Consider the following 25,752-nt stretch of genomic DNA (forward strand, 5'->3'; position numbering starts at 1 on the left):
CGGGATCCCGGCGGCGTGCGGAGACGGCAAAAAGCAGTCCCGGGATTTTTTCGAACGGAGACTGTCATGCGCTTGAACCATCTCGATTTCCACGTTCCCGACATCGCTGCCACGGCGGATTTCTTCATCTGCCATTTCGGTCTGAAGCTTAAGGATATGCGCGGTCAGAACGGCCTCGCGATCCTGGAAGACGATACCGGCCTCGAAATCGTCCTCAGCCACGCAATCGCAAAATTCGGCACCGCCGATCAGGTGGAGATGGGACGCCAGACCTATCACATCGGCTTCATCCTGCCCGAAAGGGCGGATGTCGATGCGGTCCATGCCGGGCTTGCGGCCACCGGTGCTGACCTGTCCGGTCCGCCGGCCGCCATGCGCGGCGGCTGGCTGTTTTATTGCACGGCGCCCGGAAACATCCTCGTCGAGATCGGCTGGCGGCCGGGTTAGACGATACCCAAAAAGGAAAGGGCGGCCGAAGCCGCCCTTGCCAATGCCTGTTTTGGCCGGCTTAGAATTCCGTCCAGTCGGGATCCTGGCTCGGCGATGTGCTGCTGCCGGCGCCGAAGGCGTTGGCGATCTTCTGGCCGAGCGCGCGGGCCGGCGAGGCGGCCGGGCGGGCGGTGCCTTCGCGGGCGACGCAGATCGGGGCTGCCCTGGTTGCCGGGCGGGCGGCAGCGCGTGGTGCTGCGGCGATTGGCGCACTCGTGGTGAAGCCGCCGGTGCCGGTCAGCCTGAATTGGCTAAGCAGATTGTTGAGCGCTGCCGCTTCCGTTGCCAGGTTATGGCTGGCGGCTGTCGATTCCTCGACCATCGCCGCATTCTGCTGCGTGCCCTGGTCCATGGTGTTGACGGCGGTGTTGATCTCCTGCAGCCCGATCGATTGTTCGCGGGAGGCTTCGGCGATCGCGTGGACGTGCTGGTTGATCTCCTGCACCTCTTGGACGATCGCGTCGAGCGCCTTGCCGGTCTCGCCGACCAGCGAGACGCCGGTCTGCACATGCGAGCCGGAGGTGCTGATCAGCGCCTTGATCTCCTTGGCGGCCTTCGCCGAGCGCTGGGCGAGCTCGCGCACTTCCTGGGCGACGACGGCAAAACCCTTGCCGGCATCGCCGGCACGGGCAGCTTCGACGCCTGCGTTCAGGGCCAGAAGATTAGTCTGGAAGGCGATGTCGTCGATGACGCCGATGATGTTGGAGATTTCGCCCGAGGACTTCTCGATCTGCTGCATGGCGGAGACCGCCTTGCGGACGACCTCGCCGGATTTCTCGGCGCCGAGGCGGGTGCGGGCGACGAGCTGGCTTGCCTCCTCGGCCCGCTTGGCGGCGTCGCGCACCGTCGTTGTGATCTCCTCCAGCGCCGCTGCCGTTTCTTCGACGGAGGCCGATTGCTGTTCCGTCCGCTGGGAAAGCTGGTCCGCGGAGGAACGAATCTCGTTGGCGCCGGCACCGATCGCCCGGGCATTGGCGCCGACCGTATGCAGGGTCTCGTTGAGCTTCTCGACCGAGTTGTTGAAATCCTCACGCAGCGCATCGAGATGCGCGACGAAGGGTTCGGCGATATGCGAGGCGAGATCGCCGGCGGCAAGGCGGCGCAGGCCGTCGCCGAGCGCGGTGACGGCGCGGTCGAGTTCCGATGCTTCGCGGGCCTTCTGCGCCTCGCGGTCGCGGCGCTCGCTGTCGCTGACGTCGCGGTCTGTTTCGGCGCGCGCTTCGATCCGGGCGCGCTCGATCGCATTGTCGCGGAAGACCGAAACGGCCTTTGCCATCTGGCCGACTTCGTCGCCGCGGTCGAGGCCGCTGACATCGCTTGTCGTATCACCCTCGGCAAGCCGGGTCATGCGCAGGCGCAGCTGCGTCATCGGGCCGGCGATGCCCTTCTGGGCGACGACCACGCTGAAACCGACGGCGGCGAGAACGGCGATACCGATCAGCACGAAACAGAAGACGATTCGCCCGTTGACGGAAGCAGAGAGTGCGTCGCCGCCGTCGTTGAGCATCGCCATCATCGCATCATTGTTGGCGATCATCTTCGGCGTCAGCGCATCAAGCTTGGCATTGATCAGGGCAACATTCGAAAGCGCACCGGCGCTGTCCTTGGCCTTGCTCTGTTCGATGATCTTGTTCGCCAGAGTTTCGATCTCATCGATGCCCGCCTGAATTTCATCGATCGCCGGCTTGCGGCTGGGCACCAGCGCCAGCGCCTGCTTCATGCGGTCACGCGCCTGCGGCAGCTTGCTCGGTGTGGCGAGCGCCGTCTGGAATGCCGGCGTATCGGGCTTCATGTCGGCAAGCAGGGTGACCTGCAACACCGAGGCCACCGCCGATGCGCTGGCGCGCGCGCTCAGCATCGAGGCCTGCGCCTCATGATCGATGAAAGCGCTGTAGGCAGCGTCCGCTCGGCGGAACTCGGAAATGACGTAGATCAGCCCGGCCATGGTGATCAGCCCCAGGAGCGCCACGACCGATATGATTTTGGTGCGGATTTTCAAATGTTTCAGCATGGAAATGTCACCCGATTGACTGGGCGTGCTCGCGCGCCCGGTGCTTTTGAAATCAATTGCTGCAGAAAAAGTGCTGCTTCAATATCGCGGTTTAGGGATTACGTTTGGGCTGACGCTTGCATCATGCGATCGGCTGGCGGGGTCCGATGTCGTCGCAACAAATAAGAGGCGATATTCTTTAATTCCGCGCTAACACGAGGGTGATGGATGACTGTGATTTTTAAGGGCTGAATTGTCGTCTCGGGTACGTTGCCATGGCGGGCATTACGGCGTCGGATCTCTGCAAGGAGCGGCGTTGCGGCGTGTCCTTCGAGGCTCCGGCCCTTGGCCTCCGCACCTCAGGAAGAGGTGCGTCAGAGGGTGGCGCGCTGCTACGAGGCCGATGAGTTCGTGACCGTCATCCGCGGCCCTTACTCCCACGCATATTCCCCGCCAGGCATGACTCTGATACATCTTGCCGACGCCGCACGCTTCGCGCTTAACCCAGAGACCAAGATCACGATGATGCAATCCAAGCTGGCATCCCTGACTCTGAAGGGTTTTTTCGCGCTCGGCCTGTTTCTCGGCGCGCTCTTTTCGAGTTTTGCCGCATCTGCCCAACAGGCGTCGCCCTCGCTGCCGCTGCTCTTCGATGCGCGCGAACGTCTTGCGAGACCCGATCTCTCCTCGCTGGTCCGCTTGCGTTTCCTGACGTCGGTCGATTTCCCGCCCTTCAATTTCACCGATCAGAACGGCAAGCTCTCCGGCTTCAATGTCGACCTCGCCCGCGAAATCTGCAGCGAGCTGGAGATTTCAGACAAGTGCCAGATCCAGGCACTCCCCTTCGCCGACCTCAGGGATGCGCTCGCCGCCTCGCAGGGCGATGCCGTCATCGCCGGTTTTGCCGTGACGCCGGAACTCCGCCGGCAATTCGTCTTTTCCAGACCCTATCTGATGCTGCCGGCGCGCTTCGTGCGCAATCTCGCCGTGCCGCTCGACGGAAGGACGGCTTCAGCCCTTTCCAGCCACCCGGTTGGTGTTGTCAGGGGGACGGTGCATGAGTCGATGCTGGCAGCCTTTTTCCCCACGCTCAAGGCCGAGCCGTTCGACACGAAGGACGCCCTGCTTGCGGCGCTCAAGGATCGCAAGGTCGATGCCGCCTTTGCCGATGCGCTGCAGCTTTCCTTCTGGGTTTCTTCGCCGGCCTCAGCCAAATGCTGCGCGCTGTTCGACGGCCCCTATCTCTCCGAGCATTTCCTCGGCGAGGGCATGACGATCATGCTGCGGCAGAAGGACAGCGTGCTGACATCAGCCATCGACCACGCGCTCGCCACGCTGTCGCGCAACGGCCGCCTCCAGGAAATCTATCTGCGTTATTTCCCCTACGGGCTTTATTGAATTATGCAGCAGTCCAAAGCTGATGCATTCAGCCCTTGCGGAAGCGGGCAATCGCGCTGCGCTCGATCGCCGCGCAGGTGAGCTTGTCGAGGCCGAGCCGGTCGCGCAGCAGGCTGAGCAGCCGCAACTCCTCCGCCTTGACCGAAAGATCGGCGGATGCCACCTCGACGGCCAGCGCATAGGCCGTGTCGTAGAGCTTTGCGGGGAGGGTGTCGCGCACGGTTTCGAGAACGACGTCGAGACCTTCCGGCCCGGCCAGCAGCGAGGCGCAGTCGCGCGCCACCGCAATCAGCTTGTCGTCATCGAAATCCCGGAAAACAGGCAGGAATCCGATCAGTTGGCCGATCCTTTCCATTTCCCTGTCGTTCATCGTGCTGTCGACGGCGGATGCCATCACCATCACGTAGATCAGCGCATCATGGGCGGAAAGCGGCTTATTCATCTCTGATTCCTTTTTCGATCAGCCGAGATTAGGAATTGGCGACAGCCATTACAAGGGATCGGCCCGATCCGGGACTGCCCGATCGCTGTCATGACTGCCGGTTTAATGGCGGCGCGGGTCGTCGCCGTAAAGGCCTTTTCCTGCCTGCCTGGCCTTTTCGGCGGCCGCCGTAAGCGGCGAACCCACTGCTGCTTCCGCCCAGCCGTTTTCTGCGAGCCACGCGCCGAGATCCTCTGTGCCGAGCCGGCAGGCAGTCGTTACTGTTTCCTTCCATTCCACCGTCTCGAGATCGCAGCTGACGCTGCGGTTACGCAACAACAGGCGCAGCGCCGTCTTCGCCAACATGCCGCAGGGCCATTGCCGGCCCGCTGGCCCGCATATCCTGTCGACAGGCGTCGGCACGATGCCGGCAATCTGAAGCCGGCGCTCGCCGAAGGAAAGCATGCCGGCATTGTCGACCATCGGCCGCGCCAGCTCCGTCGCCTTTTTCGCGGTCGGACTTGCCGCTTGCCCGGCCGCCGTCTCTGCTTGTTGCGGCAGATCGGCCGGTTTGGATGTCACCCCGTCGCCTGGCGCCGGAGAGGGCGGAGCCGCCGGTTCCGCTGAGCGAGCAATCACTTCGGCACGGTCGTCCGAGATTGTCGCACCTTCGCCGGCGTCGGGGGCAGCATCCGCCGCTGCCGTCGCCGTCTCCTCTGCGGACGCCGTCTCTTCGCCGGCTGTTCCGCCGCCAAGCCTTGCTTCGCCTGCCAGCAGCAGGCCGGCCACCACCGCCATCCCTGTGATACCTGTGATGAAGGCGGCAGGACGCATGGAATATCTTCCTATTGGCTGGCCCAGATGATGCGGGCGATCCAGTCGACGTCGGAAAGCTCGAGGGTGCGGTTGGGATGTTCGGGATTGAGCGACAGCAGCTCGATCGATCGCGGGCTCTGGCGCAGCAGCACCTTGGCCATCACCTCGCCCTCGTTTGTGCGCACGACGACACGGTCGTTGCGGCGCACCTGCGCCCCCGGCTCGACGATCAGCACGTCGCCGTCGCGATAAAGCGGCATCATACTCTCGCCCTGCACCTCCAGCGCATAGACACCGGCCTTTTGCGACGGGGCAGCCGGAAATTCCACCACGTCCCAGCCCTGGCCAGCCGGAAAGCCGCCATCGTCGAAGAAGCCGCCAGCGCCCGCCTGGGCGAAGCCGAGCAGCGGAATGGAGCTGCCTTGTGGCGGAAACACGTTTTCCTGCTGCCCGGCCGGCTGCTTGGAAAGACCGGCGTCCGGCCGCATGAAAGCCAGAAACTGATCCATGCTCGCCCCTGTGGCGTCGAGCACCTTGGCGATCGACTCCGTCGAGGGCCAGCGCAGCCGCCCATCGGCGGAAAGCCGTTTCGATTTGTTGAAGGAGGTCGGGTCGAGGCCGGCGCGGCGCGCAAGTCCGGATGGCGTCAGCTCGTGCCGTTCGGCAAGCCTGTCGAGCGCTTCCCAGATCTGGTTGTGTGACAGCATGCGCGCGATTCCGTCGCGGCATTCAACGCCGCGCTTCAACCATGTCGAATATTAATCGACCGTGCCGTCTGAGTAAAGATGAAAGAGGAATAAAATCCTGTTTCCAAAGGGAAATGTATCGCTCAGGCGACCATCGCCATGTTGATCTTGCCGAGCTGGATGACCGCCTGCGTCCGGCTGTCGACGTCCAGTTTCAACAGGATCGCCGAGACATGCGCCTTGATCGTCGCCTCGGAGACGCCGAGTTCATAGGCGATCTGCTTGTTCAGCAGCCCTTCGCCAAGCATGGTCAGCACCCGGCTCTGCTGCGGCGTCAGCGTATGCAGACGGTGGATCAGGTCGGCGACATCGGGATCCTGCTCCTGCCCGTCGCGATAGCTTTCCGGCGTGGCGATGTCGCCGGCAAGCACGGTCTGGATGCTGCGGCGAATATCCTCGATGCCGGAGGATTTCGAAATGAAGCCGGAAGCGCCGAGCTCCAGCGCCCGGCGGATGGTCGTCGCATCGTCGGTTGCCGAGACGATGACGATCGGCAGGCTGGCGAATTCGGAGCGCAGCGCCATCAGGCCGGAAAAGCCGCTGACCCCGGGCATGGCGAGATCGAGCAGCATCAGGTCGGCATCCGCATGGGCGCCGGCGACCCGGCGCGCGGCAGCGAAATCGCCAGCCTCGACGATCGATTGCCGGCCTTCCATACCGATCACTGCCTGGCGCAGCGCGTCGCGGAAAAGCGGATGATCATCCGCAATGATGATGGTGTGTTCGTGCATCGAAAACTCCCTCCCAAGAGCCCGATCATGCCTGCATGTGACGCCATCCCTCCGCGTTTCATGCCAGCTTGCTCGTATGGACTATATCAGATCATGTCTTCTGCGGAAGGGGATTGGTGTTTTCCTCAGCCTGGAACTCCTTCACCATCCCCATGAAACTCTTCATCATCCGCTCCATGATGCTGATCGAACGGTCGACCTCGGCATCGCTCGGCAGCGCGCGCTGGGCGACATTGCCCTGTTCGAGAGCCGTCACCCGCTTTGCCAGCCGGTCGAGTTCGTCCTCATAGGCCGCCCGCTCGTCGGCCGCCATCCGGCAGACGAGGGCGCCATCCTTGTCCTGGCAGATCGACATCGCGCCGGTCTGCCGGTCGAGCCGGATGAAATGATCGCCGCTCTTCTCCAGCTGGAAGCGTCCGGCATCGGCTTCGGCCGCCGCGGCCGCCAACGGCATGAAAAAAACGCCAAGCGTGATAACGAATGCCTTCATCGTCTCATCCTCCGGATTTTCAGGAGCATGATGCCGAAAAGTGTGCGCGGTTTTCGGACGACATCATGCTCTAATTCTGTTCCAGCTGTCCCGTTTTTCGGCGCCGGGGCGTGGACATCGCCGCCTCTTTCCGGCAAAGCCCTCGTGACCAAGGAACAGCCCATCGTGAGGCCATGATGACCCTGACACCGACCCTTTACAAGATCGTGACGGAAACACTCTGGCAGCAAGCCAGACAAACCGGCACTTTTCATGGCGCCGGCATCGATCTCAAGGATGGCTTCATCCATTTGTCGACGGCAGGCCAGGTAAAGCAGACCGCTGCCCTGCACTTTGCCGGCCAGTCCGGCCTGCTCCTGGTTGCCGTCGATGGCCGCGGCTTCGGTGACAAGCTGGTCTTCGAGCCCTCGCGCGGCGGCGATCTCTTCCCGCACCTCTACGCCGATCTGCCGCTTGCGGCCGTGCTCTGGGAGGTGCTGCTGCCGCTCGACGAAGCCGGCGCCCATGTCTTCCCGGAGCTGCAGCCATGATCGATCCCTTCAAGCGTCTCGCCCGCAAGGGTCTCTTCCTGTTCGATCCGGAAACGGCGCACGGCATGTCGATCGCCGCCTTGAAATCCGGCCTCGTGCCGGCCTGCCAGATCACGTCCGATCCGCGCCTGCGCCAGACCGTTGCCGGCCTTACCTTCGAAAATCCGCTCGGCATGGCCGCCGGCTACGACAAGAATGCCGAGGTGCCGGAGGCGCTGCTGAAGCTCGGTTTCGGCTTTACCGAGATCGGTACGGTGACGCCGAAGCCGCAATCCGGCAATCCGCGCCCGCGCATCTTCCGCCTGGTCGAGGATGAAGCCGTCATCAACCGCCTCGGCTTCAACAATGAAGGCCATGATGCCGCTTTCGGGCGCCTCGCCGCGCTGAGGGGCGGTGGCATGATCGGCGTCAATATCGGCGCCAACAAGGATAGCGAGGATCGCATCGCCGATTATGTGGCCGGCATCCGCCGCTTCTATTCGGTCGCGCGCTATTTCACCGCCAACATCTCCTCGCCGAACACGCCTGGCCTGCGCGACCTGCAGGGGCGCGAAAGCCTTGCGGTTCTGCTGTCATCAGTGCTTGCGGCGCGCGACGAGATGGCGGCGGCATCCGGCCGGAAGATCCCGGTCTTTCTGAAGATCGCCCCTGATCTGACCGAGGAAGGCATGGACGATATCGCAGCCGAGGCGCTTTCGCATGCGCTCGACGGGCTGATCGTCTCCAACACCACGCTGTCGCGCGACGGCCTTAAGGACCAGCGCCAGGCGAAGGAGGCGGGTGGCCTTTCCGGCGTGCCGCTTTTCGAAAAGTCGACGGCGGTGCTCGCCAGGATGCGCAAGCGCGTCGGCCCTGATCTGCCGATCATCGGCGTCGGTGGCGTCTCCTCGGCCGAGACCGCGCTGGAAAAGATCAGGGCGGGTGCCGATCTCGTCCAGCTCTATTCCTGCATGATCTACGAGGGGCCTGGTCTGGCCGGCGATATCGTCCGCGGCCTGTCGAAACTGCTGGACCGCGAAAAGGCCGGCCCGATCCGCGAGCTGCGCGATAGCAGGGTCGATTACTGGGCCGCGCGGAAGGTCTGATCGGCCCGCGACCGCACCAGCATCGCCAGGAAGAAACCGCGAAAGAGCAGGAAGGCGTTCATCGCTAGCCACAGGCCGTGATTGCCGAAGAGCGGCACGAAGACCGCGAGCATGAGGAGATAGCCGGCAAAAGATATCAGCATCCGGTTGCGCATGTCGGCCGACCATGTGGCGCCGATGAAGACCCCGTCCATCACGAAGGCGAGCGCGCCGGTCATTCCGGTGACCGCCGCCCAGGGCAGATAGGTTTCGGCCGCCTGCCGCACATCGGGTGAGGTCGTCAGCACCGAGATCAGCCAGGGGCCGGCGAGGAAGAAGACGGCGGAGCCGAGCGCCGCCAGTCCGAAGGACCACAAGGTCGTGAGCTTCAGCCCGCGGTCGAAGGCCGGCCGGTAATGCGCGCCGATCGCCCGGCCGATGATCTGTTCGGCGGCATTGGCAAGCCCGTCGAGGTAATAGCCTGATAGTAGGAAAAAATTCATCACCACGGCATTGGCGGCAAGCGTCACCGCGCCGAAGCTGGTGCCGATCCGCGTCATGATGGTGAAGGCGCCGATCAGCACGAAGGTGCGGATCAGGATGTCGCGGTTGAGCGCAAAAAGCTCGGCCAGCCGGTGCCGGGAAAAGACCTCGGACCATGCCGGTCGCGCTGCCTTGCCGAAGCCGCTGAGCACGATGAAAAGCCCGGCGAGCGCGCCGACGCTTTCGCCGGCCATGGTCCCCCAGGCGACCCCCGCCACGCCCCAATTGAGCGTCAGGCCGAGATAGATGGAAAGCAGGATGTTGATGCCGTTGATGATCGCCTGCAGCAGCAGTCCGATCTTGCCCTGTCCGCGCCCGAGCACGAAGCCGAGGATGGCATAATTCGCCAGCGCTGCGGGTGCGGCCAGCATACGGATCGAGAAATAGGTGCTGGTTGCCTCGGCGATCGCTCCTTCCGCCCCCATCAGCCTCAGCCCACCGGTGATTAGCAGCGGTGAAAGACAGAGCAGCGCCAGTCCGCAGCCGAGCGCCGAAATCATCGCCCGGGAAAAGACCGCCTGCTGCTCGTGCTGGTCATGACGGCCATAGGCCTGCGCCGTCAGCCCGGTTGTCGAAGCGCGCAGGAAGTTGAAGCTGCCGAGGATCAGATCGAACAGCATCGCGCCGATCGCCAGCCCGGCCAGCGCCTCCGCATTGCCCATGCGGCCGACGACGGCGGTGTTCGTCAGCCCGAGCAGCGGCGTCGTCATGAAGCCGAGCGTCATCGGAAGGGCGATCGACAGCACCATCCGGTGCGTCACGTCGAATGCGAGCGCGTTGCGATTGCTGCGTGTATCCATGCCGGCCTCGTCGCGACGGCACGACGCGTCGTTTCAGACGCGCAACCGACGCTGCATCACTTGAACTGCTGCAGGCGGAATCACCTCAGCTGGAAAGCACCATGGCCCAATAAGGCAGGTTCCTGGAAGATGTATTGTGGGCGACGGCGACGCCAAGGCCGCCATAACGTCCGAGCATGTTTTCCAGGTGATGCGGCGAGTTGATCCAGGCCGTCACCACGGCATCGACGCTCTGCTGGCCCGACGCGATGTTTTCGGCCGCCGGCAACCGGACGCCGCTCGCCTTGACGCGCGCGCCGAAACTGTCGGTCATGCCCATCAGATGCGCCATTTTGCCCGCACTCGCCATGCGTTTTGCCTGGAACAAGGCGGCAGTACTCGCCGCCGGATCGATGGTAAGTGGCGGCAGGCCGTTTTTGGCCCTGAGCTGGTTGACAAGCGGCAGCACGCTCGCCGTCTCGTCCTCGCCGTCCGACGGCGTGCCGGCCATCCGCGGGGTCGTGGTGCAGCCGGCGATGCCGGCGGCAAGCGCAAGTCCGGAAAGGCGCAGCAGGCCGCGCCTGGAAAGATCGATGGATGTCATGTTACCGGCGGTAGCTGAAAAGACGAAGGATGATGAAGAGCGGGATGACGATCGTCGCACCGAGGAGGAGATAGTCGCCGACGCGCCCAAGCGCCGAGAAGCCGCGGTACCAGATCTCCAGGATGAAATCACGTATGCCGTAGATGATGCCCCACGGCGTCAGGCCGAAGACGGTCATGACGAAACCGACGATCAGCGACACCACGATAAGCTTTATCAATGTGCGGCCGATTGAATCGCCGAGGAACCTGTTCGCCTGATCGGACATAAGCCATCTCCTGTTTGCCCTTGGAATAAGGTTGCGGCGCGGCGCCCGCAAGCCCTTTCCGGAATTGGCCGCTTCGCCTCTGAAATAGGACTTGAGTTTTTTTGTGGCCACCGCCAAATGCGGGCCAACCAACAGGTCCTTTCATGCAGCCTCACCAGCTTTCCTCAGGCGATGTCATCGCCGACCGCCGCGCCGATTATGCCAGGATGCTCGAAGAAGGCGGCGAGCCGGAAGCGGCTGCCGAGCTGATGGAACAGGCCCTCGAGCTTGTGCCTGCCTGGGCCGCCGGCTGGTATCGCCTTGCCACCTATCTGGAAAAGGCGGGCAGGGGCGAGGCCGCGATCGAGGCCTATCGCAGGACGCTTGCTCTCGGTTCCGATGACATTTTCGGCGCCGCCCTCAAGCTCACCCTTCTCGGCGACGCGGCCACGCCCGACCTGCCGCCGAGCCGCTATGTCGAGCGCCTCTTCGACGACTATGCCGACCGTTTCGAATCAGCGCTTGTCGAAAAGCTCGACTACAGCGTCCCGCAGAAACTGGCAGCGCTCATCGCCTCCACCGGCAGGCGCTACCAACGCGCCGTCGATCTCGGCTGCGGCACCGGCCTGCTCGGCCCGGAGATCCGGGCCAATGTCGACCACCTCGAAGGCTTCGATCTCTCGCAGAACATGCTGGCAAAAGCCGCCGAGAAACACGTCTATGACAGTCTCGCCCAGGCCGATCTCTCGCTCGCGCCCGATCTCTCCGGCGTCTTTGCCGATGCCGCGCGCCATCGCGCTGACCTGGTGACGGCAGCCGATGTGCTGATGTATCTCGGCAATCTCGAGAGTGTCTTTGCCATCGTCGGAGAGCTCGCTGCATCAGGCGCCGATATCGCCTTTTCCGTCGAGGATGCGGGGGAGGGCGACGGCTTTCACCTCGCCCCGTCGCTGCGTTACGCCCATTCGGAAAGCTATGTCAGGATGCTTCTTGCCCGTCACGGGCTGGAGATCCTCAAGATCGTCAAATCGGTCATTCGCAAAGATGGCGGAAAACCGGTTTCCGGCATTCTGTTCCTTACGCGCAAGCCCGCCTGAGCGAACATTTCTTGCGATTTTTTAATAGGTCAGCATTGCTTACCTATTTCGCTTGATCGGAAGACCGAAAAACCCGATACTGCACCGCATCGGCAGAGAGCCCGGCAATATTACGCCGAGGCGCTCGGGCTCCTTTCATGATCCAAAATTCCGTCGCGCCCGGGTCTTCCCAAGCGCGTTCTTGAACTCGTCTGCCGTGGAGACTGGCGACATGACACAGCTCATCAATGCCCTTGGCTTCTGGAATACGACTGCGACGCGCCACACGCCGATCGAAGACGTGCAGGGCATATTCTCCGGCAGCCTCGTTGCCGCTCTCGGCCTCTACGTGCTCGCCAGCGCCGGCCTTCTCACTGGCAGCACGGCCGGCGTCGCTTTCCTCCTGCATTATGCCTTCGGCGTCAATTTCGGGCTTGCCTTCTTCCTGCTCAACCTGCCGTTCTTCTATCTCTCCTGGAAGCGCCTCGGCATGGCCTTCACCATCAAGACCTTCATCGCCATCGGCCTGACCTCGGTGATTGCCGACGTGCAGTCGCGCTTCCTGTCCATTTCGAGCATCCATCCAGCCTGGGCGGCCCTTCTCGGCGGCCTGCTGCTCGGCTTCGGCCTGCTGGCGCTCTATCGCCACCGCGCCAGCCTCGGCGGTGTCGGCATTCTCGGTATCTACCTGCAGGAGCGGTTCGGCATCCGCGCCGGCCTCGTCCAGCTCGCCATCGACATGTGCGTGCTCGCCGCCGCCTTCTTCGTCACCACGCCGCCCGTCGTCTTCTATTCGGTGCTCGGCGCCGTCGTCCTCAACCTCTTCGTCGCCATCAATCACCGCGCTGATCGCTACATTGCGCTTTAGTTTTATGCATGACGTTATCGCAAAACCGCCGCACACTTTTGCGCGACATGCTCTAACATTACCAATCGGTAAGCCATTCTAAATAAAACGTAACTTGCCTGTGATCGGCCTTGGCGCGAAACTCATCTCGCGCCGGATTTGATGAGGTGAGCTATGTCAGATTTGGAAAAACTTGTCAGACGCCGTATGCAGGAAGAATATGCCAAGGGCGCTTCCGCGGAAGAAATTGCGAAAGTCGTCCGAGACCTATTCAACAGCATCGACCTCTCGGGCAATCGGTTTGACGCCGTTGCCGTACAGGCCACTCGGGATCACGAGTGATATTCGACCGACCCGAGATTTTCGGGTCGGTTGCACGGATGTTTTCCTCTCAGCAGATATCTCAGGCGGCCTTCGCTGCCGCATCAATCGGATGCTGCGAGCGGAAGCCGACGGCAAGCCGGTTCCAGATGTTGATGGCGCCGATCGCCACCGTGATCTTCGTCATCTCTTCTTCTGAAAAATGTGCCTTCAGCGTCTCGTAGTCGGCATCAGGCGCGCCTGTTTTGGCGATATTGGTCACCGAATCCACCCAGCCGAGCAGCGCCCGTTCGCGGCCGTCATAGACCGGCGATTCCCGCCAGACGCACATCAGGTTGATCCATTGTTCGGAGAGCCCATCATGGCGGGCTTCCTTCACATGCATGTCGACGCAATAGGCGCAGCCATTGATCTGCGAGGCGCGCAGCTTGATCAGGTGGATGAAGCGGCGCTCCAGCCCGGAGGACTGGACATATTGCTCGAGCGCGGCGACTGCCTTGTAGGCATCGGGAGCGGCTTTGGCGAAGTTGAAACGCGGTTGCATGCTCTTTCTCCTGTGTTATGGCTCAACGAGCCGTCTTGCGTTCATGGATTTCAAGGAAGGCGCAGCCTCTAGCTGCGATCGATCCGTCGTCGACGGTGGCAAGTTCGATGCCGATATCGGCTAGGCTCGTCTTGGCGAGTTCGGCGCGATAGACCCGTTCGGCCTTCAGCATCGCCGCGTTGATGGTGCAGGGCTGGGCGAACAAGCGATCGGAGACCGGGTTCGGTCCGCGCTGGCGGATTTCGGCGCAGCGGAACGCCGGCGCAGACCCCTCGACCGCGAGCACGATGTCGAGCAACGAAATCTCCTTCGGCGCTTTTGCCAGCCGATATCCGCCCTTCGGCCCCGGCACGGTATCGAGGATGCCGGCGCCCGACAGCGCCTGCAGATGCTTCAGCAGATAGCTCGTCGAGACGCCGTGGAATTCCGCCAGCGCGGCCGCCGACAGCACGCCGCCTTCGGAGAGGCCGGAAAGCATCGCAACGCTGTGAATGGCCTGCTCGACCCCATCGCCCATCTTCATCCAAGTGGCCTCCTCAATTCATGGATAAAAAATATCCATGATTAAGCTAGCTGTCAAGAGGTGTCCTCGCTGCTGCCACTTGCCTTTATCCTGACCCCGGATAGAAGACGGAAACGCCGACAGGGGAACATCATGGCATCCAACGCTTTCGCAGGCATTCTGAATTCCAGCGCCGACCGTCATTCGCTCTTCGACGACGCCCAGGGCATCGTCGCCGGCAGCATGCTCGCCGTGCTCGGCGTAACGCTTCTCTCCAGCGCCGGGCTGCTTGCCGGCGGCACGGCGGGCCTTGCCTTCCTCGCCCATTATGCGACGGGCTTCAGCTTCGGCCTCTGCTTCTTTGTCGTGAACTTGCCCTTCCATTATCTCGCCTTCCGCCGCTTGGGCCTCGCCTTCACCATCAAGACCTTCGCGGCCATCGCGCTGACCTCGGTCCTGTCGGAATTCGTCCCGGGCTTCATCAGCATGGCGCATGTCGATCCCATCGCCGGTGCGCTCTTCGGCGGCCTCGTCATCGGCGCTGGCATGCTGGCGCTCTTCCGCCACCGCGCCAGCCTCGGCGGCATCGGCATTCTCGCCCTCTATATCCAGGATCGCTTCGGCTGGCGCGCCGGCTTCGTCCAGCTCGGCTTCGACGGCATCATCCTGGCGCTCTCCTTCTTCGTCGCAAGCCCCTTCATCATCGCCTGCTCGGTGCTCGGTGCGATCGTTCTCAACCTCACGATTGCCATCAACCACCGCAAGGACCGCTATATCGCCATGTGAAGGCTCGCGGCTCTTCTTTTTCCCCGGCATTTCACTACCTTCCAGGCGTGGACCAGATCGATTCCGAAGCCCGTACCCTGCTTCCTGCCGCCTTTACCCGCTGGTTTGCGGAAAAGGGCTGGCGCCCGCGCGCCCATCAGCTGGAACTGCTCGCCCGCGCCGAGGCCGGCGAAAGCACGCTGCTGATCGCCCCGACCGGCGCCGGCAAGACGCTCGCCGGTTTCCTGCCCTCGCTCACCGATCTCACCCGCCGTGGCAAGATCCCGCCGGGCTCCGCCTTCACCGGCATCCACACCCTCTATGTCTCGCCACTGAAGGCGCTTGCCATCGACATCGAGCGCAACCTGATGAAGCCGGTCGAGGAGATGGGCCTGCCTGTCACCGTCGAAAACCGCACCGGCGACACGCCGAACGCCAAGCGCCAGCGCCAGAAGCTCAACCCGCCGGATATTCTGCTGACGACGCCCGAACAGGTCGCCCTGCTGCTGGCAAACCGGGAGGCCGAGCGCTTCTTCAAGGACCTGAAATATATCGTCCTCGACGAGCTGCATTCGCTGGTCACCTCCAAGCGCGGCCATATGCTTTCGCTCGGCCTAGCGCGTCTCCGCCGCCTTGCCCCCGGCCTCAAGACCATCGGCCTGTCGGCCACCGTCGCCGAACCCATGGATCTGCAGAAATGGCTGGTCGGCCAGCAAGAGGGTAGCGAACATCATGCCGGCCTCGTTGTCGTCGAAGGCGGCGCCAAACCCGATATCTCGATCCTGTCGACCGAGGAGCGCATTCCCTGGGCCGGCCATTCCGCCCGATATGCCATTCCCGATGTCTACAACAAGCTCGTTGAACATCGCACGACGCTGCTTTTCGTCAACACCCGCAGCCAGGCCGAAATGCTTTTCCAGGCGCTCTGGACGATCAATGACGACAACCTGCCGATCGCACTCCACCACGGCTCGCTCGACGTCGGCCAGCGCCGCAAGGTCGAGGCGGCGATGGCCGAAAACCGGCTGCGCGCCGTCGTTGCCACCTCCACCCTCGATCTCGGCATCGACTGGGGCGATGTCGATCTCGTCATCCATGTCGGCGCGCCGAAGGGCGCCTCGCGCCTTGCCCAGCGCATCGGCCGCGCCAACCACCGCATGGACGAGCCCTCGAAGGCGATCCTCGTGCCTGCCAACCGTTTCGAGGTCATGGAGTGCCAGGCCGCCCTCGACGCCAATTATATCGGCGCACAGGACACTCCGCCGGTCGGGCGCGGCGCGCTCGACGTGCTCGCCCAGCATGTGCTCGGCATGGCCTGCGCCGAACCTTTCGACCTGCTGGAACTCTACGATGAAATCATCAGCGCCTCGCCCTATGCCGATCTGAGCTGGGAAACCTTCGAGCGTATCGTCGATTTCGTCGCGACCGGCGGTTATGCGTTGCGGACCTATGAGCGTTACGCCCGCATCCGCAAGACCAAGGAGGGCCGTTGGCGCGTCTCCAATCCGGCGGTCGCCCAGCAATATCGCCTCAACCTCGGCACCATCGTCGAAAGCCCGATGCTGAATATCCGCATGGTCAAGCGCGGCGAGGGCGGCAGGATCGGTCGCGGCGGCGCTACCTTGGGGAAGGTCGAGGAATATTTCCTCGAGCAATTGTCGCCGGGCGATACCTTCGTCTTCTCCGGCAAGGTGCTGCGCTTCGAGGGCATCCGCGAAAATGAGTGCCTGGCGTCGCAGGCCTTTTCGCTCGATCCGAAGATCCCCTCCTATAATGGCGGCAAGTTTCCGCTGTCGACCTATCTCGCCGAGCAGGTGCGGGCGATGATCGCCGATCCCGATCGCTGGCGCCGCCTGCCGGATCAGGTGCGCGACTGGCTGTCGCTGCAGAACGACAAGTCGATGCTGCCGAGGCGCGACGAGTTCCTGATCGAAACTTTTCCGCGCGGCAGCCGCGGTTATATGGTCGCCTATCCCTTCGAAGGCCGTCTCGCCCACCAGACGCTCGGCATGCTGCTGACCCGCCGGCTGGAGCGGATAGGCGCCAAGCCCCTCGGTTTCGTCGCCACCGATTATTCGTTGGCCGTCTGGGGCCTCGAGGATATGGGCCTGATGATCGGCAATGGCCGGCTCAGCCTCTCCGACCTCTTCGACGAAGACATGCTCGGCGACGATCTCGAAGCATGGCTCGACGAATCCTTCCTGTTGAAGCGCACCTTCCGCAATTGCGCCGTGATTGCCGGCTTGATCGAGCGCCGCCATCCGGGCAAGGAAAAGAGCGGCCGCCAGATCACCGTCTCGGCCGATCTGATCTACGACGTGTTGCGCAGCCACGAACCGGATCACATCCTCCTGCAGGCGACGCGGCAGGATGCGGCGACGGGACTTTTGGATATTGGCCGTCTTGGCGATATGCTGAGACGAATCAGGGGCCACATCACCCACCGCGCTCTCGATCATATTTCCCCGCTCGCCGTGCCGGTGATGCTGGAAATCGGACGCGAGGCGGTGCCGGGTGAGGCCCATGACGCGCTCCTGGCCGAAGCGGCGGACGATCTGATCGCCGAAGCGCTCGCTTGACGAGAATTGGACCTGATGAGAATTAGGGCCTGACGATTTAGGAATGACGACCGTGATGAACCGCCTGGCGCTGGCGCGCGACATATCAGGACTGGCCGTGATGCCGGGCATCGAGACATCGGTCCATGGCATTGCCGCCGTCTGCGATCCGCTCGGCGCCCTCTATCTGCCCGATGCCGGCTTGCTCGTCGTTTCCGACCTGCATCTGGAAAAGGGCGCAGCCTTCGCCCGTCGCGGCATGATGCTGCCGCCTTACGATACGCTGGCGACGCTGACCGTCCTTGCCGCCGTCATCTCGCGTTATGATCCGAAGCTCGTCGTCTCGCTCGGCGATAATTTCCACGACCGCATCGGTTCGAAGCATCTGCCGGAGAATTTCCGCACGCTGATCGTCAATATGGCCCGCGGCCGCGAATGGATCTGGATCAATGGCAACCATGATCCGGATGGCATCGTCGATCTACCGGGCACATCCGCCGACGAGATGCATTATGCCGGCCTGACCTTTCGGCACGAGCCGAAGAACGGCTTGCAGAGCGGCGAAATCGCCGGCCACCTGCACCCGTCGGCGACTGTCCGCCGGCGTGAAAAATCCGTCCGCCGCCCGTGCTTCGCCACCGACGGCGCCCGCCTGCTGATGCCGGCCTTCGGCCTCATGAGCGGCGGCCTGGATCTCGGCCATCAGGCAATGAAGGGCCTGTTCGACAAGGCTTTGCTGGTGGCGCATCTGCTCGGCAAGGACCGGATTTATTCTGTCAGGTATGGGAATTTGTGGGGGTAGTACCCTTCATATTTGGACGGCTTACGCGGGCGCCCTTCAATACCCTCAATCGCACTCCTGCAGCTGCCGCTGATACGTCCCGGCCATCCGCGCAAACTTCTGCGCCGTCTGCTGCAACTGCCCGTTCGAGCGCCAGTCGCCGCGTTTGTATCCCGTCGGCCCGGAGTAATAGGCGAGATAGAGATTATAGGCATCGTTCAGCGGAATGCCGGTCTCCACGCTGTTCTGGTAGTGATACCAGCCGATGAAATCGATCGCGTCGGCGAAGTTCGCCCGCCGCGCGGTCCAGTTCCCCGTCTGCGACTGGTAGTGATCCCAGGTCCCGTCGAGTGCCTGCGAATAGCCGTAGGCCGTCGAAGGTCGGGTCCAGGGAATGAAGCCAAACAGCTTGGTGCGCGGCGGCCGCGCATAGGGCTGGAAGCCGGATTCGGTATACATCGTCGCCATCAGGATCGGCACGGGCACGCCATATTTCTTCTCCGTCCGCTCGGCGGCACTCTGCCAGCTGGAGAAGAGCCCGTCGCGCTCGTCGAAGACGGCACAGATGTTCCTCGTCTGCTTCGGCGCCGTCGCGCAGCCGGCAAGCAGCGCGAGACCCACGGCCGTCAGAACGATACGAGTACGCATGACAAAACCTCTCGTTTCCGAGAGATTACTAACTCGTAAATGTTAAAAACCGGTTTTTAGTCGAATGCGAACTTCCAGGCTGCTCTCTTGTGCGACCAGGGATGGATACCCTGGCCCGACCATCGGGACGGCATCGCACATCAAAATCCCTAAGCCTTGACGGGTTCGTAGCGCAGGATTACCGCGCCGCCCTCCGTCGTCGAGGATTCGATGAGCTTCAGCGGCACCTGGCCCTCTGCCTGTTTGAAAAGCGGATTGCCGCCGCCGAGAATGACCGGCACCAGGCAAACCCTGATTTCATCGATAAGCCCCGCTTTCAGCAGGCTGTCGGCAAGCTCGGCGCTGCCGAAGATGAAGATCGTCTTGCCGTCCTCCTGCTTCAGCCTCGTCAGTTCGGGGATCGGATCGCTGACGACGCGGGCATTGTTCCAGCCGGGCTCGGTCATCGTCCGCGACACGGCGATCTTGGCGATGCCGTTCATATAGGCTTTGATCTCACCTTCGCCCTCGGCGGTCGGCCAGTAGGAGGCCATGCCCTCATAGGTTTTGCGGCCGAAGACCAGCAGATTGCCTTCCTTCCCGAACTGTTCGGCATAGCGCTGCAACTCCGGGCCCCAGGCGAGATTGTGGAAGTCGATATCCCACGGCTTCGTGCCTTCGAAATAACCATCGAGCGTCATCAGGTTCCAGACAACAAGCTTCCTCATTTCCATCCTCTTTCTGAATTGCCAACCAAGATAGAACCGATTGCGTTAAGCAACTGGTTGAAAACTAGATTAACTGATAGCAAAATGCAATCGGTTTTTGGGGCATGGATAAGCTACCGCCAAAACATCCGAGCAAGCAGCAGCTGCCGCAGGCCTTCGCGCTCAGCGCCTTGCTGAGCCTATTTTCAGGAAGAAATCCGCTTGAGCGCCTTGCGGCAGGTCAGTCCTTGCGGAAGATCAAGCTGGCACCCCAGCCGGTGATCACGGCGAGCAGCACGGCCGCAAAGCCGTAAAGGATCGGCTGATCATGCGCCGCATCGGTGATCGTCTGCTCGATGCCGGTCTTGATGACCCGCAGCGGCAGCGATTTCTCGGTCACGAAAAGGCCGCTCTTGAACAGATAGGCGCGCACGCTGTGCACCCCGTTCGGAATGTTTGCCGGCAGGCGCAGGCTCGCCTTGAAGAGATTGGAGGAAACGAACCGCACGCCGCTCGGGTTGCGGTCGTAGAGCCCGCCGCCCTGCTGCAGCCGCCGGAAGGCGTCGCGGAACTCGCCGAGATTGCTGCCATCGCCGACGAAGCCCACCGGCGTTAGCGGAATGTGGTCGATGCCGATCCCCTGATCGGTCAGGTCAAGCGGCGTCACGATGTCGTCGATCATGCGCGAACTCGACATCGAATAGGAGTGCGGCACCGATTCGAAGGTCATCGAGCGGGTGTTCACCCAGATGCCGAAGACGCGCTCCTTTTTGCGCACCGTCGCATCCTCGCGCGGGCCTTCCAACACCACGACCACGTCGTATTGGCCGACGGCGAGCAGCAGCTGGTCGGTGTTCGAGAGCGCTCCGAAGATGGTCAGATCCGCGCCGTGGAAATCCGAGGTGATGGCGATTTCGCTGGTCGACGTGCCGATTTCCAACCCTTCACGCACCGCCTCCGTTGCCTGCCCCGGCAGCCACTGGGCTCCGGCAGAGGCCGGCAGCAAGCAAAGCAACGCGATGACAGCGGCAGCCAGGCGCATCAATTGCCCGCTCCCATCACCACCGAATAGACATCGGCCGGCGTCACCACCAGAGCGATGGCAAGACGCACGCCGACGGCGAGCACCAGCAGGCCGAGCAGGGCGCGCAGCTGTTCGCCGCGCAGTTTTTGGCCGACGCGCACGCCGTATTGCGCGCCGATGACACCCGCTACCATCAGGATGAAGGCAAGCACGATGTCGACGGAGAAGTTCGTCGCCGCCTGCACGATCGTCGTATAGGCGGTCACGAAGATGATCTGGAACAGCGAGGTGCCGACGACGACATTGGTCGGGATGCGCAGCAGATAGATCATCGCCGGCACCATGATGAAGCCGCCGCCGACACCCATGATCGAAGTGAGGATGCCGATCGCAAAGCCGAGTGCGACGATTGGAATGACGCTGAGATAGATCTTCGATTTCTTGAAACGCACCTTCAGCGGCAGCTTGTGCACCCAGTGCTGGTGGCCTGGCTTGCGCGGTGCAGGCGGCTCGTTGCGCGCTGCCCGCCGCATGGCATTGATGCTTTCGAGCAGCATCAGTCCGCCGACGGTGCCGAGGAAGACGACATACATCAGCGAGATGATCAGATCGAGCTGGCCGATGGCGCGCAGCAGCGAGAAGATCCAGATGCCGACCGTCGCACCCGTAAGACCGCCGACCAGCAGCACCGTGCCGAGCTTGACGTCGAGCGAGCCGCGGCGGAAATGCGTGATCGCGCCCGATATCGACGACGCCACAACCTGGTTGGCGCCGGTCGCGACGGCGACAACCGGGGGGATGTTGTAGAAGATCAATAGCGGGGTGATGAGAAAGCCGCCGCCGACGCCGAACATTCCAGACAGGAATCCGACGGCCGCCCCCATGCCGAGAATGATGAAAATGTTCACCGACAATTCTGCGATGGGCAGATAGATTGTCACAGCCGACCCCGAATGATGACCGCTCCTGCCGGGCGGTTTCTTGTCACGTCCCCGTTCGAATGCGCACCATACTGTGAAATCGTTGCCAGAGGCTTTCGATCGGCCCCGTGATTAGCCATAGAGATTGGCGGAGAGATCGGTGGCAGAGGATTCGCCGGATGCGCGGATCGATATGTCCGGGCATAATCCGGCTTTTTTCAGGTTTTGTGACAGGCGACGGCAAAATTGAAAAAAGCCTTGCGGCATAGTGCCGCCGGGCGTTTTTCATTGCCCGGAACAAAGAGTCGAGACGATCCCGCGTCGATGCGACGCGCCTCAGATCGCCTTGCCGGCCTGCTTGTTGCGTTCGAGCAGCGCCTTCACGGTCGCGTCGGTCACCCTGCCGTCCGGCTCCTGGCCGACCGACTTCTGGAAGTTTTTGATCGCGGTCACGGTCTTCGCGCCCATTTCGCCGTCCGGCACGCCGGCGTCGAAGCCGTTATTGTTGAGGATCGCCTGGATGTTGCGGACCGCCTTCTTCATGTCGACGCTCGCCGTCTTCGCGCCGGTGCCTGCCCATTCGTCGGGGATATCGATGGCGTTCGTGCGGTGGTCGACCGGCTCCGGCTTCCAGAGATCGGCCTTGGCGCGCGCCCGTTCGAGCTGGTCGGGCTTCATGGCTTTGGCCACTTCGTCGCGCTTCTGCGCCGCATCCTTGTCGCCGCCCTTGGCGGCGATCGCAAACCATTTGTAGGACTCTTCGAGATCCGCCGGGACCCCGTTGCCCCTAGCGCAGAGGATCGCCAGGTTGAACTGGCTGTCGGTGATGCCGAGGTTCGCTGCCTTGGTGAACCACGAGGCGGCCGTTGCATAATCCTGCTGGCCAAGCGCGCCGGAGGCGTAGAGCACGGCGAGATTGTGCATGGCGCTGGCATTGCCCTGGTTGGCCGCCTGCTCGTAAAAACCCTTCGCCTTGGTGATGTCGCGTTCGACGCCGTTGCCCTTCTCGTACATGCTGCCGAGCCGGTATTGCGCGGGCGCAAAGCCCTTGTCGGCCGCAAGCTGGTACCAGCTCGCCGCCTGCTTCTGATCGACCGTCATGCCGTTGCGGCCGTCCGAATAACGCGCGCCAATCTCGAACAGCGCCAGCGCATCGCCGCTGCTCGCCGCATCGGCAAGCGATTTCGGCTGGACGGTGTCGGGAATGGTGATGGCGGCCTGCGGTGCGGGTGCGGCAACGAAGCCCGATGTCTCCTGTGCCGCGCCGGACGGAGCGGGAGGGGCAAGGGTCGCTGCCCCTTCGCCGTCAAGCGGCACCATATCGGTCAGATGCTCGCCGGCGACCGGCGGGGTTGCTTCCGGCTCCGCCTGTTCGGCGGCGAGCGGTACCGCTTCCGCTGCCGGAGCGGTCGTTCCGAGAGCGGCGGCATCCGGCTGGGCAGGTGTCGCTTCGGGCAAGGCCGGCGCCGGGTTTTCCGCAGCACCGGTCAGCGCGGAGACTTCGGCTGGCGGCTGCGGCGCGCGCTCGCCGCTCGTCAGCGTTCGGGCGAGCGGAAAGGCCATGATGGCGAGCAGCACGGCGCCGACGGCCAGCAGGATCGGCCGCCGGTAGCGCGAAAAGGCGCTGGTCCTGCCGGTCTTGTCGGAAGCCTTGCCGGCCTTGTCGGCGGTCGCGCCCTTCTTCTCGGCCTTGCTGGCTGCCTGCTTCGGATTGGCATCCACCTCCATCGCGGCCGCCTGCGCCGCACGGCGTGCAGCAGCGATATAATCGGCGCGATCGGTTTCGCCGGCAGGTTTGCCGCGCGCCGCACTCTGGCTGGCGCGAACCCGTTCAAGGATCTTCTTCACGTCAGGTGCGCCCGAGCCCGGCTCGAGCAGTTCGTTTGCCGCATCGGTCGGCACCACGTCGGTGGGATCGATGGACGGCGCGGGGTCGATCATCGGACGTTCGGTCGCCCGGCTCTCGGCTTTCTTGCCGGGCAGCAGCCGCTTGCCGAGGCTGGCGAGCAGGCTGGCCTTTGCCGGTGCCTGTGCCGCTGTCGCAGCTTCCGTCGTCCTGGTCGCGGCTTCGATGGCGATCGCGCTCGTTCCGCTCATGGCGGCGGCTTGCGCCGGGGCGGCAGCTTCGGCTGCGACTTCGGCCGTACGGATAACAGGAGAAGCCTTTGCCGCCGGGACAGCGGCCGGCGTCCTGTTCACGTCGGCTTCGGCCACCATCAGCGCATAGGGATCGACATCGAAATCGACGTCGGCGACCGGCATCTGGGCGAGTGGCCGGCCGCGATCTTCCATGCCGTCGAGGCGGTCGGCGATATGCACCAGCGTCTCGTGCAGCGCCTGGAAAGTCTTGTGTGTGCGTTCCTCGCTATCGCGGCTGAGATCCTCGAGGTGGCGCAGATCCTCGGCCAGCGCCGTCAGCGCCGACATGTCGGCGGCGGGCATGACACCCTGCGGACCGCCATGGCGCGAATAGGCTTCGACCACGGCCTCTGCCGCCTGGCGTGCCGCCTCGATGATATATTCATCGCTCGTCGCCATATAGTCTTCGATCGCGCCCATGCGCTGGTCGAGCTCGGGGGGTATCGCAGCGCTCTCGCGCGGCGCGCTCATCAGCGCCGACAGATTGGCGATCTGGTCTTCGAGGTTCTTCAGCGCCCGCGGATCGGTCGGCGCTGCCGATGTGCTTTCCTCCAGGCGGGCGGCGATGTCGCTCAGCCGTCCTTCGAGACGCAGGAAAGCGCTGTCGTCGACTACCGCGGCGGGCGCCGGCGCCTGCTGCTGATAGGCCATCTCGTCGATGCGCCGCGCGAGATGGTCGAGCCGCTGCGCCAGCACGTCGTTGACGGCGCCATTCTCAAGCGCGTCGATTTTGCGGGAAATGTCGGACAGCGTGCCGGTGAGGTCGGGCTGCGGTGCCGTCTCCTGCGTGCGCTCCAGCAGATAGGAAAGATGTTCCAGCCTTTCGTCGAGCCGCGACGTCGCTTCCGCCTTCGTCATCTCCTCGACGCGTCCCGTCAGCGCCTCCAGCCGCATCGCCAGCTCGTCGGCCGGGTTCACGCGGTTGGCCGCATCATGGCTCATCAGGTCGATCTGGTCGGCCAGTGCCGACAACCGGTTTTCCAGCCGCTGCATCAGGCCCGGATCATTCGCAGTGGCCGTGCGCCCGCTTGCCGCGATCGCCCGGCTGATCTCGTCGAGCCGCATATCCATGGCGGCGAACTGTTCGGACATGACCCGGTCGTGCGGCTGGATCATATTGCCGAAATGCTCCATCGCCGTGGCGATCGAGATCAGCTTGTCTTCCAGCGCCCGAACCGCCGGGCTCTCGCCCATGCCGCCGATATGGCGCTTGATGTCGTCGAGCCGATAGGCAAGCGAAACGAGCTCTTCCTGCAGCCCCTCGGTATCGAGCGCCGCAAGCCGGTTTTCGAAACCGTCCCAGCGGTTTTCCATATGGCGCAGCGAATCCTCGCGGGCCAGCCCGTCCATCAGTGAGCGCAGCTCCTCGAAATCCTCGCGAAGGCCCGTGGCCTCCGGTGCGACGGAGCGGCCGGTCAGTTGGGTGATGCTGTGGGCAAGGCGGCCCATATCGGCGCGCATGTCGTCCGCGAAACGGCCGTCTCCGGCATTTGTCTTGATCTCGCGCAGCTCGGTGCGCAGCGCGTTCATCTCGCGGGTGACACCCTCGGAAATGTCGCGCTTCAGGTCCTGCCGCAGATTGACGAGCGCCTGGGCGATCTCCGTCATCGTATCGTCGCCGGCGCGCAAGACCGGTCCCGGCACTGGGGCAGCGGCGCGAGGAGCAGGTTCGCGAAGCTGCGGAGCCTGCTCGCGTGCGTAAGGCCGCTCGCGGCCGGCTTCAAGCGCGCGCTGGCGTTGACGAATTTCGGCAAGCGGATCCGGCCGCGGCTCGGGCGGGGCCTTTGCAACCCGGGGGGCATGGGAAGCGGCATAAGCATCGCGCTCGGCCGTTGCCGTGCGCGGCCGCTGTTCGCGCCCGCTGCCCATCAGCCCTTCGATACGCGCCTCCAGCCCTTCGATCGTGCGGTTCAGCGCATCGAGCGAGGTCCTGTCGGACTGTCGGGAAGGATTTGATCGCGATCCGTTCATCTTCTTGCTCGCTTCGACTGCTCGACCCCTCGTCAGAGCTCGATCGTTGGCTTTTCGTCTGCTGCCCGCTTTACGCGGACCTGAGCGCACCATTCATAAGACGATAGTCAATTAGACTTTCC

General features: G+C 63.2%; 26 protein-coding genes. 10 read left to right on the top strand and 16 right to left on the bottom strand.

All coding sequences use genetic code 11. The annotated features are described in order from the left end of the window. Positions 1-66 precede the first annotated feature (66 nt). Positions 67-447: a VOC family protein gene (locus RLCC275e_RS00910; RefSeq protein WP_033181503.1), complete on the top strand. Its 381-nt coding sequence runs from the start codon at positions 67-69 to the stop codon at positions 445-447. A 61-nt stretch (positions 448-508) separates the two neighbouring features. Here the strand turns inward: RLCC275e_RS00910 and RLCC275e_RS00915 are convergent, their stop codons facing one another. Beyond that, positions 509-2,500, bottom strand: a complete 1,992-nt coding sequence (locus RLCC275e_RS00915; protein WP_033181504.1) for a methyl-accepting chemotaxis protein — start codon at positions 2,498-2,500, stop codon at positions 509-511. A gap of 501 nt (positions 2,501-3,001) precedes the next feature. On the opposite strand from RLCC275e_RS00915, the gene RLCC275e_RS00920 reads away from it, so the two are divergent. Next, a complete protein-coding gene (locus tag RLCC275e_RS00920) occupies positions 3,002-3,877 on the top strand; it encodes a transporter substrate-binding domain-containing protein (RefSeq protein ID WP_033181791.1) in 876 nt (291 codons plus the stop codon). 28 nt (positions 3,878-3,905) lie between these two features. On the opposite strand, the gene RLCC275e_RS00925 is transcribed toward RLCC275e_RS00920, so the two are convergent. From RLCC275e_RS00925 to RLCC275e_RS00945, 5 genes are all read right to left on the bottom strand, one after another. Continuing rightward, positions 3,906-4,319, bottom strand: coding sequence for a tellurite resistance TerB family protein (locus tag RLCC275e_RS00925; protein ID WP_012755943.1), 414 nt, complete (start codon positions 4,317-4,319; stop codon positions 3,906-3,908). 102 nt (positions 4,320-4,421) lie between these two features. After that, complete coding sequence (locus RLCC275e_RS00930) at positions 4,422-5,132, bottom strand: thermonuclease family protein (protein WP_033181505.1); 711 nt, start codon at positions 5,130-5,132, stop codon at positions 4,422-4,424. Positions 5,133-5,143: 11 nt separating this feature from the next. Then, positions 5,144-5,821 (bottom strand): S24 family peptidase, encoded by a 678-nt coding sequence (locus tag RLCC275e_RS00935; RefSeq protein ID WP_033181792.1) that lies wholly within the window; start codon positions 5,819-5,821, stop codon positions 5,144-5,146. A 122-nt stretch (positions 5,822-5,943) separates the two neighbouring features. Then, a complete protein-coding gene (locus RLCC275e_RS00940; RefSeq protein ID WP_003556248.1) occupies positions 5,944-6,591 on the bottom strand; it encodes a response regulator in 648 nt (215 codons plus the stop codon). A 91-nt stretch (positions 6,592-6,682) separates the two neighbouring features. Further along, positions 6,683-7,081: a hypothetical protein gene (locus tag RLCC275e_RS00945; RefSeq protein WP_033181506.1), complete on the bottom strand. Its 399-nt coding sequence runs from the start codon at positions 7,079-7,081 to the stop codon at positions 6,683-6,685. 176 nt (positions 7,082-7,257) lie between these two features. Between RLCC275e_RS00945 and RLCC275e_RS00950 the strand changes: the two genes are divergently transcribed. Beyond that, positions 7,258-7,611 (top strand): DUF952 domain-containing protein, encoded by a 354-nt coding sequence (locus tag RLCC275e_RS00950; protein WP_003556252.1) that lies wholly within the window; start codon positions 7,258-7,260, stop codon positions 7,609-7,611. Continuing rightward, positions 7,608-8,696 (top strand): quinone-dependent dihydroorotate dehydrogenase, encoded by a 1,089-nt coding sequence (locus tag RLCC275e_RS00955; RefSeq protein WP_033181507.1) that lies wholly within the window; start codon positions 7,608-7,610, stop codon positions 8,694-8,696. The genes RLCC275e_RS00950 and RLCC275e_RS00955 overlap by 4 nt, the downstream gene beginning before the upstream one ends. On the opposite strand, the gene RLCC275e_RS00960 is transcribed toward RLCC275e_RS00955, so the two are convergent. The 3 genes from RLCC275e_RS00960 to RLCC275e_RS00970 all read right to left on the bottom strand — a co-directional run bounded on the left by RLCC275e_RS00960 (position 8,672) and on the right by RLCC275e_RS00970 (position 10,869). Next, positions 8,672-10,018, bottom strand: coding sequence for an MATE family efflux transporter (locus RLCC275e_RS00960; protein WP_033181508.1), 1,347 nt, complete (start codon positions 10,016-10,018; stop codon positions 8,672-8,674). The genes RLCC275e_RS00955 and RLCC275e_RS00960 overlap by 25 nt on opposite strands. Positions 10,019-10,103: 85 nt before the next feature. Further along, positions 10,104-10,601, bottom strand: coding sequence for a CAP domain-containing protein (locus tag RLCC275e_RS00965; protein WP_033181509.1), 498 nt, complete (start codon positions 10,599-10,601; stop codon positions 10,104-10,106). Position 10,602: 1 nt separating this feature from the next. Further along, on the bottom strand, positions 10,603-10,869 hold the full coding sequence (locus RLCC275e_RS00970) for a DUF6460 domain-containing protein (protein WP_003545236.1): 267 nt from the start codon (positions 10,867-10,869) through the stop codon (positions 10,603-10,605). Between the two features lie 143 nt (positions 10,870-11,012). On the opposite strand from RLCC275e_RS00970, the gene RLCC275e_RS00975 reads away from it, so the two are divergent. From RLCC275e_RS00975 to RLCC275e_RS00985, 3 genes are all read left to right on the top strand, one after another. Next, the gene (locus RLCC275e_RS00975) at positions 11,013-11,945 is read left to right on the top strand and encodes a class I SAM-dependent DNA methyltransferase (protein ID WP_033181510.1); all 933 of its coding nucleotides are present in this window, start codon (positions 11,013-11,015) and stop codon (positions 11,943-11,945) included. Positions 11,946-12,156: 211 nt separating this feature from the next. Continuing rightward, positions 12,157-12,792, top strand: coding sequence for a YitT family protein (locus tag RLCC275e_RS00980; RefSeq protein ID WP_012755954.1), 636 nt, complete (start codon positions 12,157-12,159; stop codon positions 12,790-12,792). A gap of 153 nt (positions 12,793-12,945) precedes the next feature. After that, the gene (locus RLCC275e_RS00985; RefSeq protein WP_165402777.1) at positions 12,946-13,113 is read left to right on the top strand and encodes a hypothetical protein; all 168 of its coding nucleotides are present in this window, start codon (positions 12,946-12,948) and stop codon (positions 13,111-13,113) included. A gap of 61 nt (positions 13,114-13,174) precedes the next feature. On the opposite strand, the gene RLCC275e_RS00990 is transcribed toward RLCC275e_RS00985, so the two are convergent. Next, positions 13,175-13,636, bottom strand: coding sequence for a carboxymuconolactone decarboxylase family protein (locus tag RLCC275e_RS00990; protein ID WP_033181511.1), 462 nt, complete (start codon positions 13,634-13,636; stop codon positions 13,175-13,177). 22 nt (positions 13,637-13,658) lie between these two features. Beyond that, positions 13,659-14,159 (bottom strand): RrF2 family transcriptional regulator, encoded by a 501-nt coding sequence (locus RLCC275e_RS00995; protein WP_033181512.1) that lies wholly within the window; start codon positions 14,157-14,159, stop codon positions 13,659-13,661. 132 nt (positions 14,160-14,291) lie between these two features. Here RLCC275e_RS00995 and RLCC275e_RS01000 point away from each other — a divergent pair, with 132 nt between their 5' ends. Genes RLCC275e_RS01000 through pdeM form a run of 3 tightly spaced genes read left to right on the top strand, consistent with a single transcriptional unit; the run spans position 14,292 to position 18,263 of the window. Next, entirely contained in the window at positions 14,292-14,924 is a 633-nt protein-coding gene (locus RLCC275e_RS01000) for a YitT family protein (RefSeq protein WP_033181513.1), read from the top strand. A 47-nt stretch (positions 14,925-14,971) separates the two neighbouring features. Next, positions 14,972-17,482 (top strand): ligase-associated DNA damage response DEXH box helicase, encoded by a 2,511-nt coding sequence (locus RLCC275e_RS01005; protein WP_033181514.1) that lies wholly within the window; start codon positions 14,972-14,974, stop codon positions 17,480-17,482. A gap of 55 nt (positions 17,483-17,537) precedes the next feature. Beyond that, positions 17,538-18,263 carry a ligase-associated DNA damage response endonuclease PdeM gene (gene pdeM, locus RLCC275e_RS01010; RefSeq protein ID WP_033181793.1) on the top strand — a complete coding sequence of 242 codons (726 nt, stop codon included), beginning with the start codon at positions 17,538-17,540 and terminating at the stop codon, positions 18,261-18,263. A 45-nt stretch (positions 18,264-18,308) separates the two neighbouring features. On the opposite strand, the gene RLCC275e_RS01015 is transcribed toward pdeM, so the two are convergent. The 5 genes from RLCC275e_RS01015 to RLCC275e_RS01035 all read right to left on the bottom strand — a co-directional run bounded on the left by RLCC275e_RS01015 (position 18,309) and on the right by RLCC275e_RS01035 (position 25,630). Further along, positions 18,309-18,890, bottom strand: coding sequence for a transglycosylase SLT domain-containing protein (locus RLCC275e_RS01015; RefSeq protein ID WP_003545252.1), 582 nt, complete (start codon positions 18,888-18,890; stop codon positions 18,309-18,311). Between the two features lie 149 nt (positions 18,891-19,039). Further along, a complete protein-coding gene (locus tag RLCC275e_RS01020; protein ID WP_033181794.1) occupies positions 19,040-19,597 on the bottom strand; it encodes a dihydrofolate reductase family protein in 558 nt (185 codons plus the stop codon). Positions 19,598-19,817: 220 nt separating this feature from the next. Further along, on the bottom strand, positions 19,818-20,618 hold the full coding sequence (locus tag RLCC275e_RS01025) for a TIGR02186 family protein (RefSeq protein WP_033181515.1): 801 nt from the start codon (positions 20,616-20,618) through the stop codon (positions 19,818-19,820). Next, positions 20,618-21,541: a sulfite exporter TauE/SafE family protein gene (locus RLCC275e_RS01030; RefSeq protein WP_003556284.1), complete on the bottom strand. Its 924-nt coding sequence runs from the start codon at positions 21,539-21,541 to the stop codon at positions 20,618-20,620. The genes RLCC275e_RS01025 and RLCC275e_RS01030 overlap by 1 nt, the downstream gene beginning before the upstream one ends. Positions 21,542-21,856: 315 nt before the next feature. Then, positions 21,857-25,630 carry a peptidoglycan-binding protein gene (locus RLCC275e_RS01035; protein ID WP_033181516.1) on the bottom strand — a complete coding sequence of 1,258 codons (3,774 nt, stop codon included), beginning with the start codon at positions 25,628-25,630 and terminating at the stop codon, positions 21,857-21,859. Positions 25,631-25,752: the final 122 nt, after the last annotated feature.

This window comes from Rhizobium brockwellii (genome assembly GCF_000769405.2).
In the GTDB taxonomy this organism is placed as follows: domain Bacteria; phylum Pseudomonadota; class Alphaproteobacteria; order Rhizobiales; family Rhizobiaceae; genus Rhizobium; species Rhizobium brockwellii.

Excerpts from the sequence above, each read along its gene's own strand:
- RLCC275e_RS00940 (WP_003556248.1), bottom strand. The coding sequence starts at position 6,591 with ATGCACGAACACACCATCATCATTGCGGATGATCATCCGCTTTTCCGC.
- RLCC275e_RS01015 (WP_003545252.1), bottom strand. The coding sequence starts at position 18,890 with ATGCGTACTCGTATCGTTCTGACGGCCGTGGGTCTCGCGCTGCTTGCC.
- RLCC275e_RS00980 (WP_012755954.1), top strand. The coding sequence starts at position 12,157 with ATGACACAGCTCATCAATGCCCTTGGCTTCTGGAATACGACTGCGACG.
- RLCC275e_RS00970 (WP_003545236.1), bottom strand. The coding sequence starts at position 10,869 with ATGTCCGATCAGGCGAACAGGTTCCTCGGCGATTCAATCGGCCGCACA.
- RLCC275e_RS00995 (WP_033181512.1), bottom strand. The coding sequence starts at position 14,159 with ATGAAGATGGGCGATGGGGTCGAGCAGGCCATTCACAGCGTTGCGATG.
- RLCC275e_RS00945 (WP_033181506.1), bottom strand. The coding sequence starts at position 7,081 with ATGAAGGCATTCGTTATCACGCTTGGCGTTTTTTTCATGCCGTTGGCG.
- RLCC275e_RS00990 (WP_033181511.1), bottom strand. The coding sequence starts at position 13,636 with ATGCAACCGCGTTTCAACTTCGCCAAAGCCGCTCCCGATGCCTACAAG.
- RLCC275e_RS00930 (WP_033181505.1), bottom strand. The coding sequence starts at position 5,132 with ATGCGTCCTGCCGCCTTCATCACAGGTATCACAGGGATGGCGGTGGTG.
- RLCC275e_RS00925 (WP_012755943.1), bottom strand. The coding sequence starts at position 4,319 with ATGAATAAGCCGCTTTCCGCCCATGATGCGCTGATCTACGTGATGGTG.
- RLCC275e_RS00965 (WP_033181509.1), bottom strand. The coding sequence starts at position 10,601 with ATGACATCCATCGATCTTTCCAGGCGCGGCCTGCTGCGCCTTTCCGGA.
- RLCC275e_RS00960 (WP_033181508.1), bottom strand. The coding sequence starts at position 10,018 with ATGGATACACGCAGCAATCGCAACGCGCTCGCATTCGACGTGACGCAC.
- RLCC275e_RS00915 (WP_033181504.1), bottom strand. The coding sequence starts at position 2,500 with ATGCTGAAACATTTGAAAATCCGCACCAAAATCATATCGGTCGTGGCG.
- RLCC275e_RS00985 (WP_165402777.1), top strand. The coding sequence starts at position 12,946 with ATGTCAGATTTGGAAAAACTTGTCAGACGCCGTATGCAGGAAGAATAT.
- RLCC275e_RS00935 (WP_033181792.1), bottom strand. The coding sequence starts at position 5,821 with ATGCTGTCACACAACCAGATCTGGGAAGCGCTCGACAGGCTTGCCGAA.
- RLCC275e_RS00955 (WP_033181507.1), top strand. The coding sequence starts at position 7,608 with ATGATCGATCCCTTCAAGCGTCTCGCCCGCAAGGGTCTCTTCCTGTTC.
- RLCC275e_RS00910 (WP_033181503.1), top strand. The coding sequence starts at position 67 with ATGCGCTTGAACCATCTCGATTTCCACGTTCCCGACATCGCTGCCACG.
- RLCC275e_RS01000 (WP_033181513.1), top strand. The coding sequence starts at position 14,292 with ATGGCATCCAACGCTTTCGCAGGCATTCTGAATTCCAGCGCCGACCGT.
- RLCC275e_RS01025 (WP_033181515.1), bottom strand. The coding sequence starts at position 20,618 with ATGCGCCTGGCTGCCGCTGTCATCGCGTTGCTTTGCTTGCTGCCGGCC.
- pdeM (WP_033181793.1), top strand. The coding sequence starts at position 17,538 with ATGAACCGCCTGGCGCTGGCGCGCGACATATCAGGACTGGCCGTGATG.
- RLCC275e_RS00950 (WP_003556252.1), top strand. The coding sequence starts at position 7,258 with ATGACCCTGACACCGACCCTTTACAAGATCGTGACGGAAACACTCTGG.
- RLCC275e_RS00975 (WP_033181510.1), top strand. The coding sequence starts at position 11,013 with ATGCAGCCTCACCAGCTTTCCTCAGGCGATGTCATCGCCGACCGCCGC.
- RLCC275e_RS01035 (WP_033181516.1), bottom strand. The coding sequence starts at position 25,630 with ATGAACGGATCGCGATCAAATCCTTCCCGACAGTCCGACAGGACCTCG.
- RLCC275e_RS01020 (WP_033181794.1), bottom strand. The coding sequence starts at position 19,597 with ATGAGGAAGCTTGTTGTCTGGAACCTGATGACGCTCGATGGTTATTTC.
- RLCC275e_RS00920 (WP_033181791.1), top strand. The coding sequence starts at position 3,002 with ATGATGCAATCCAAGCTGGCATCCCTGACTCTGAAGGGTTTTTTCGCG.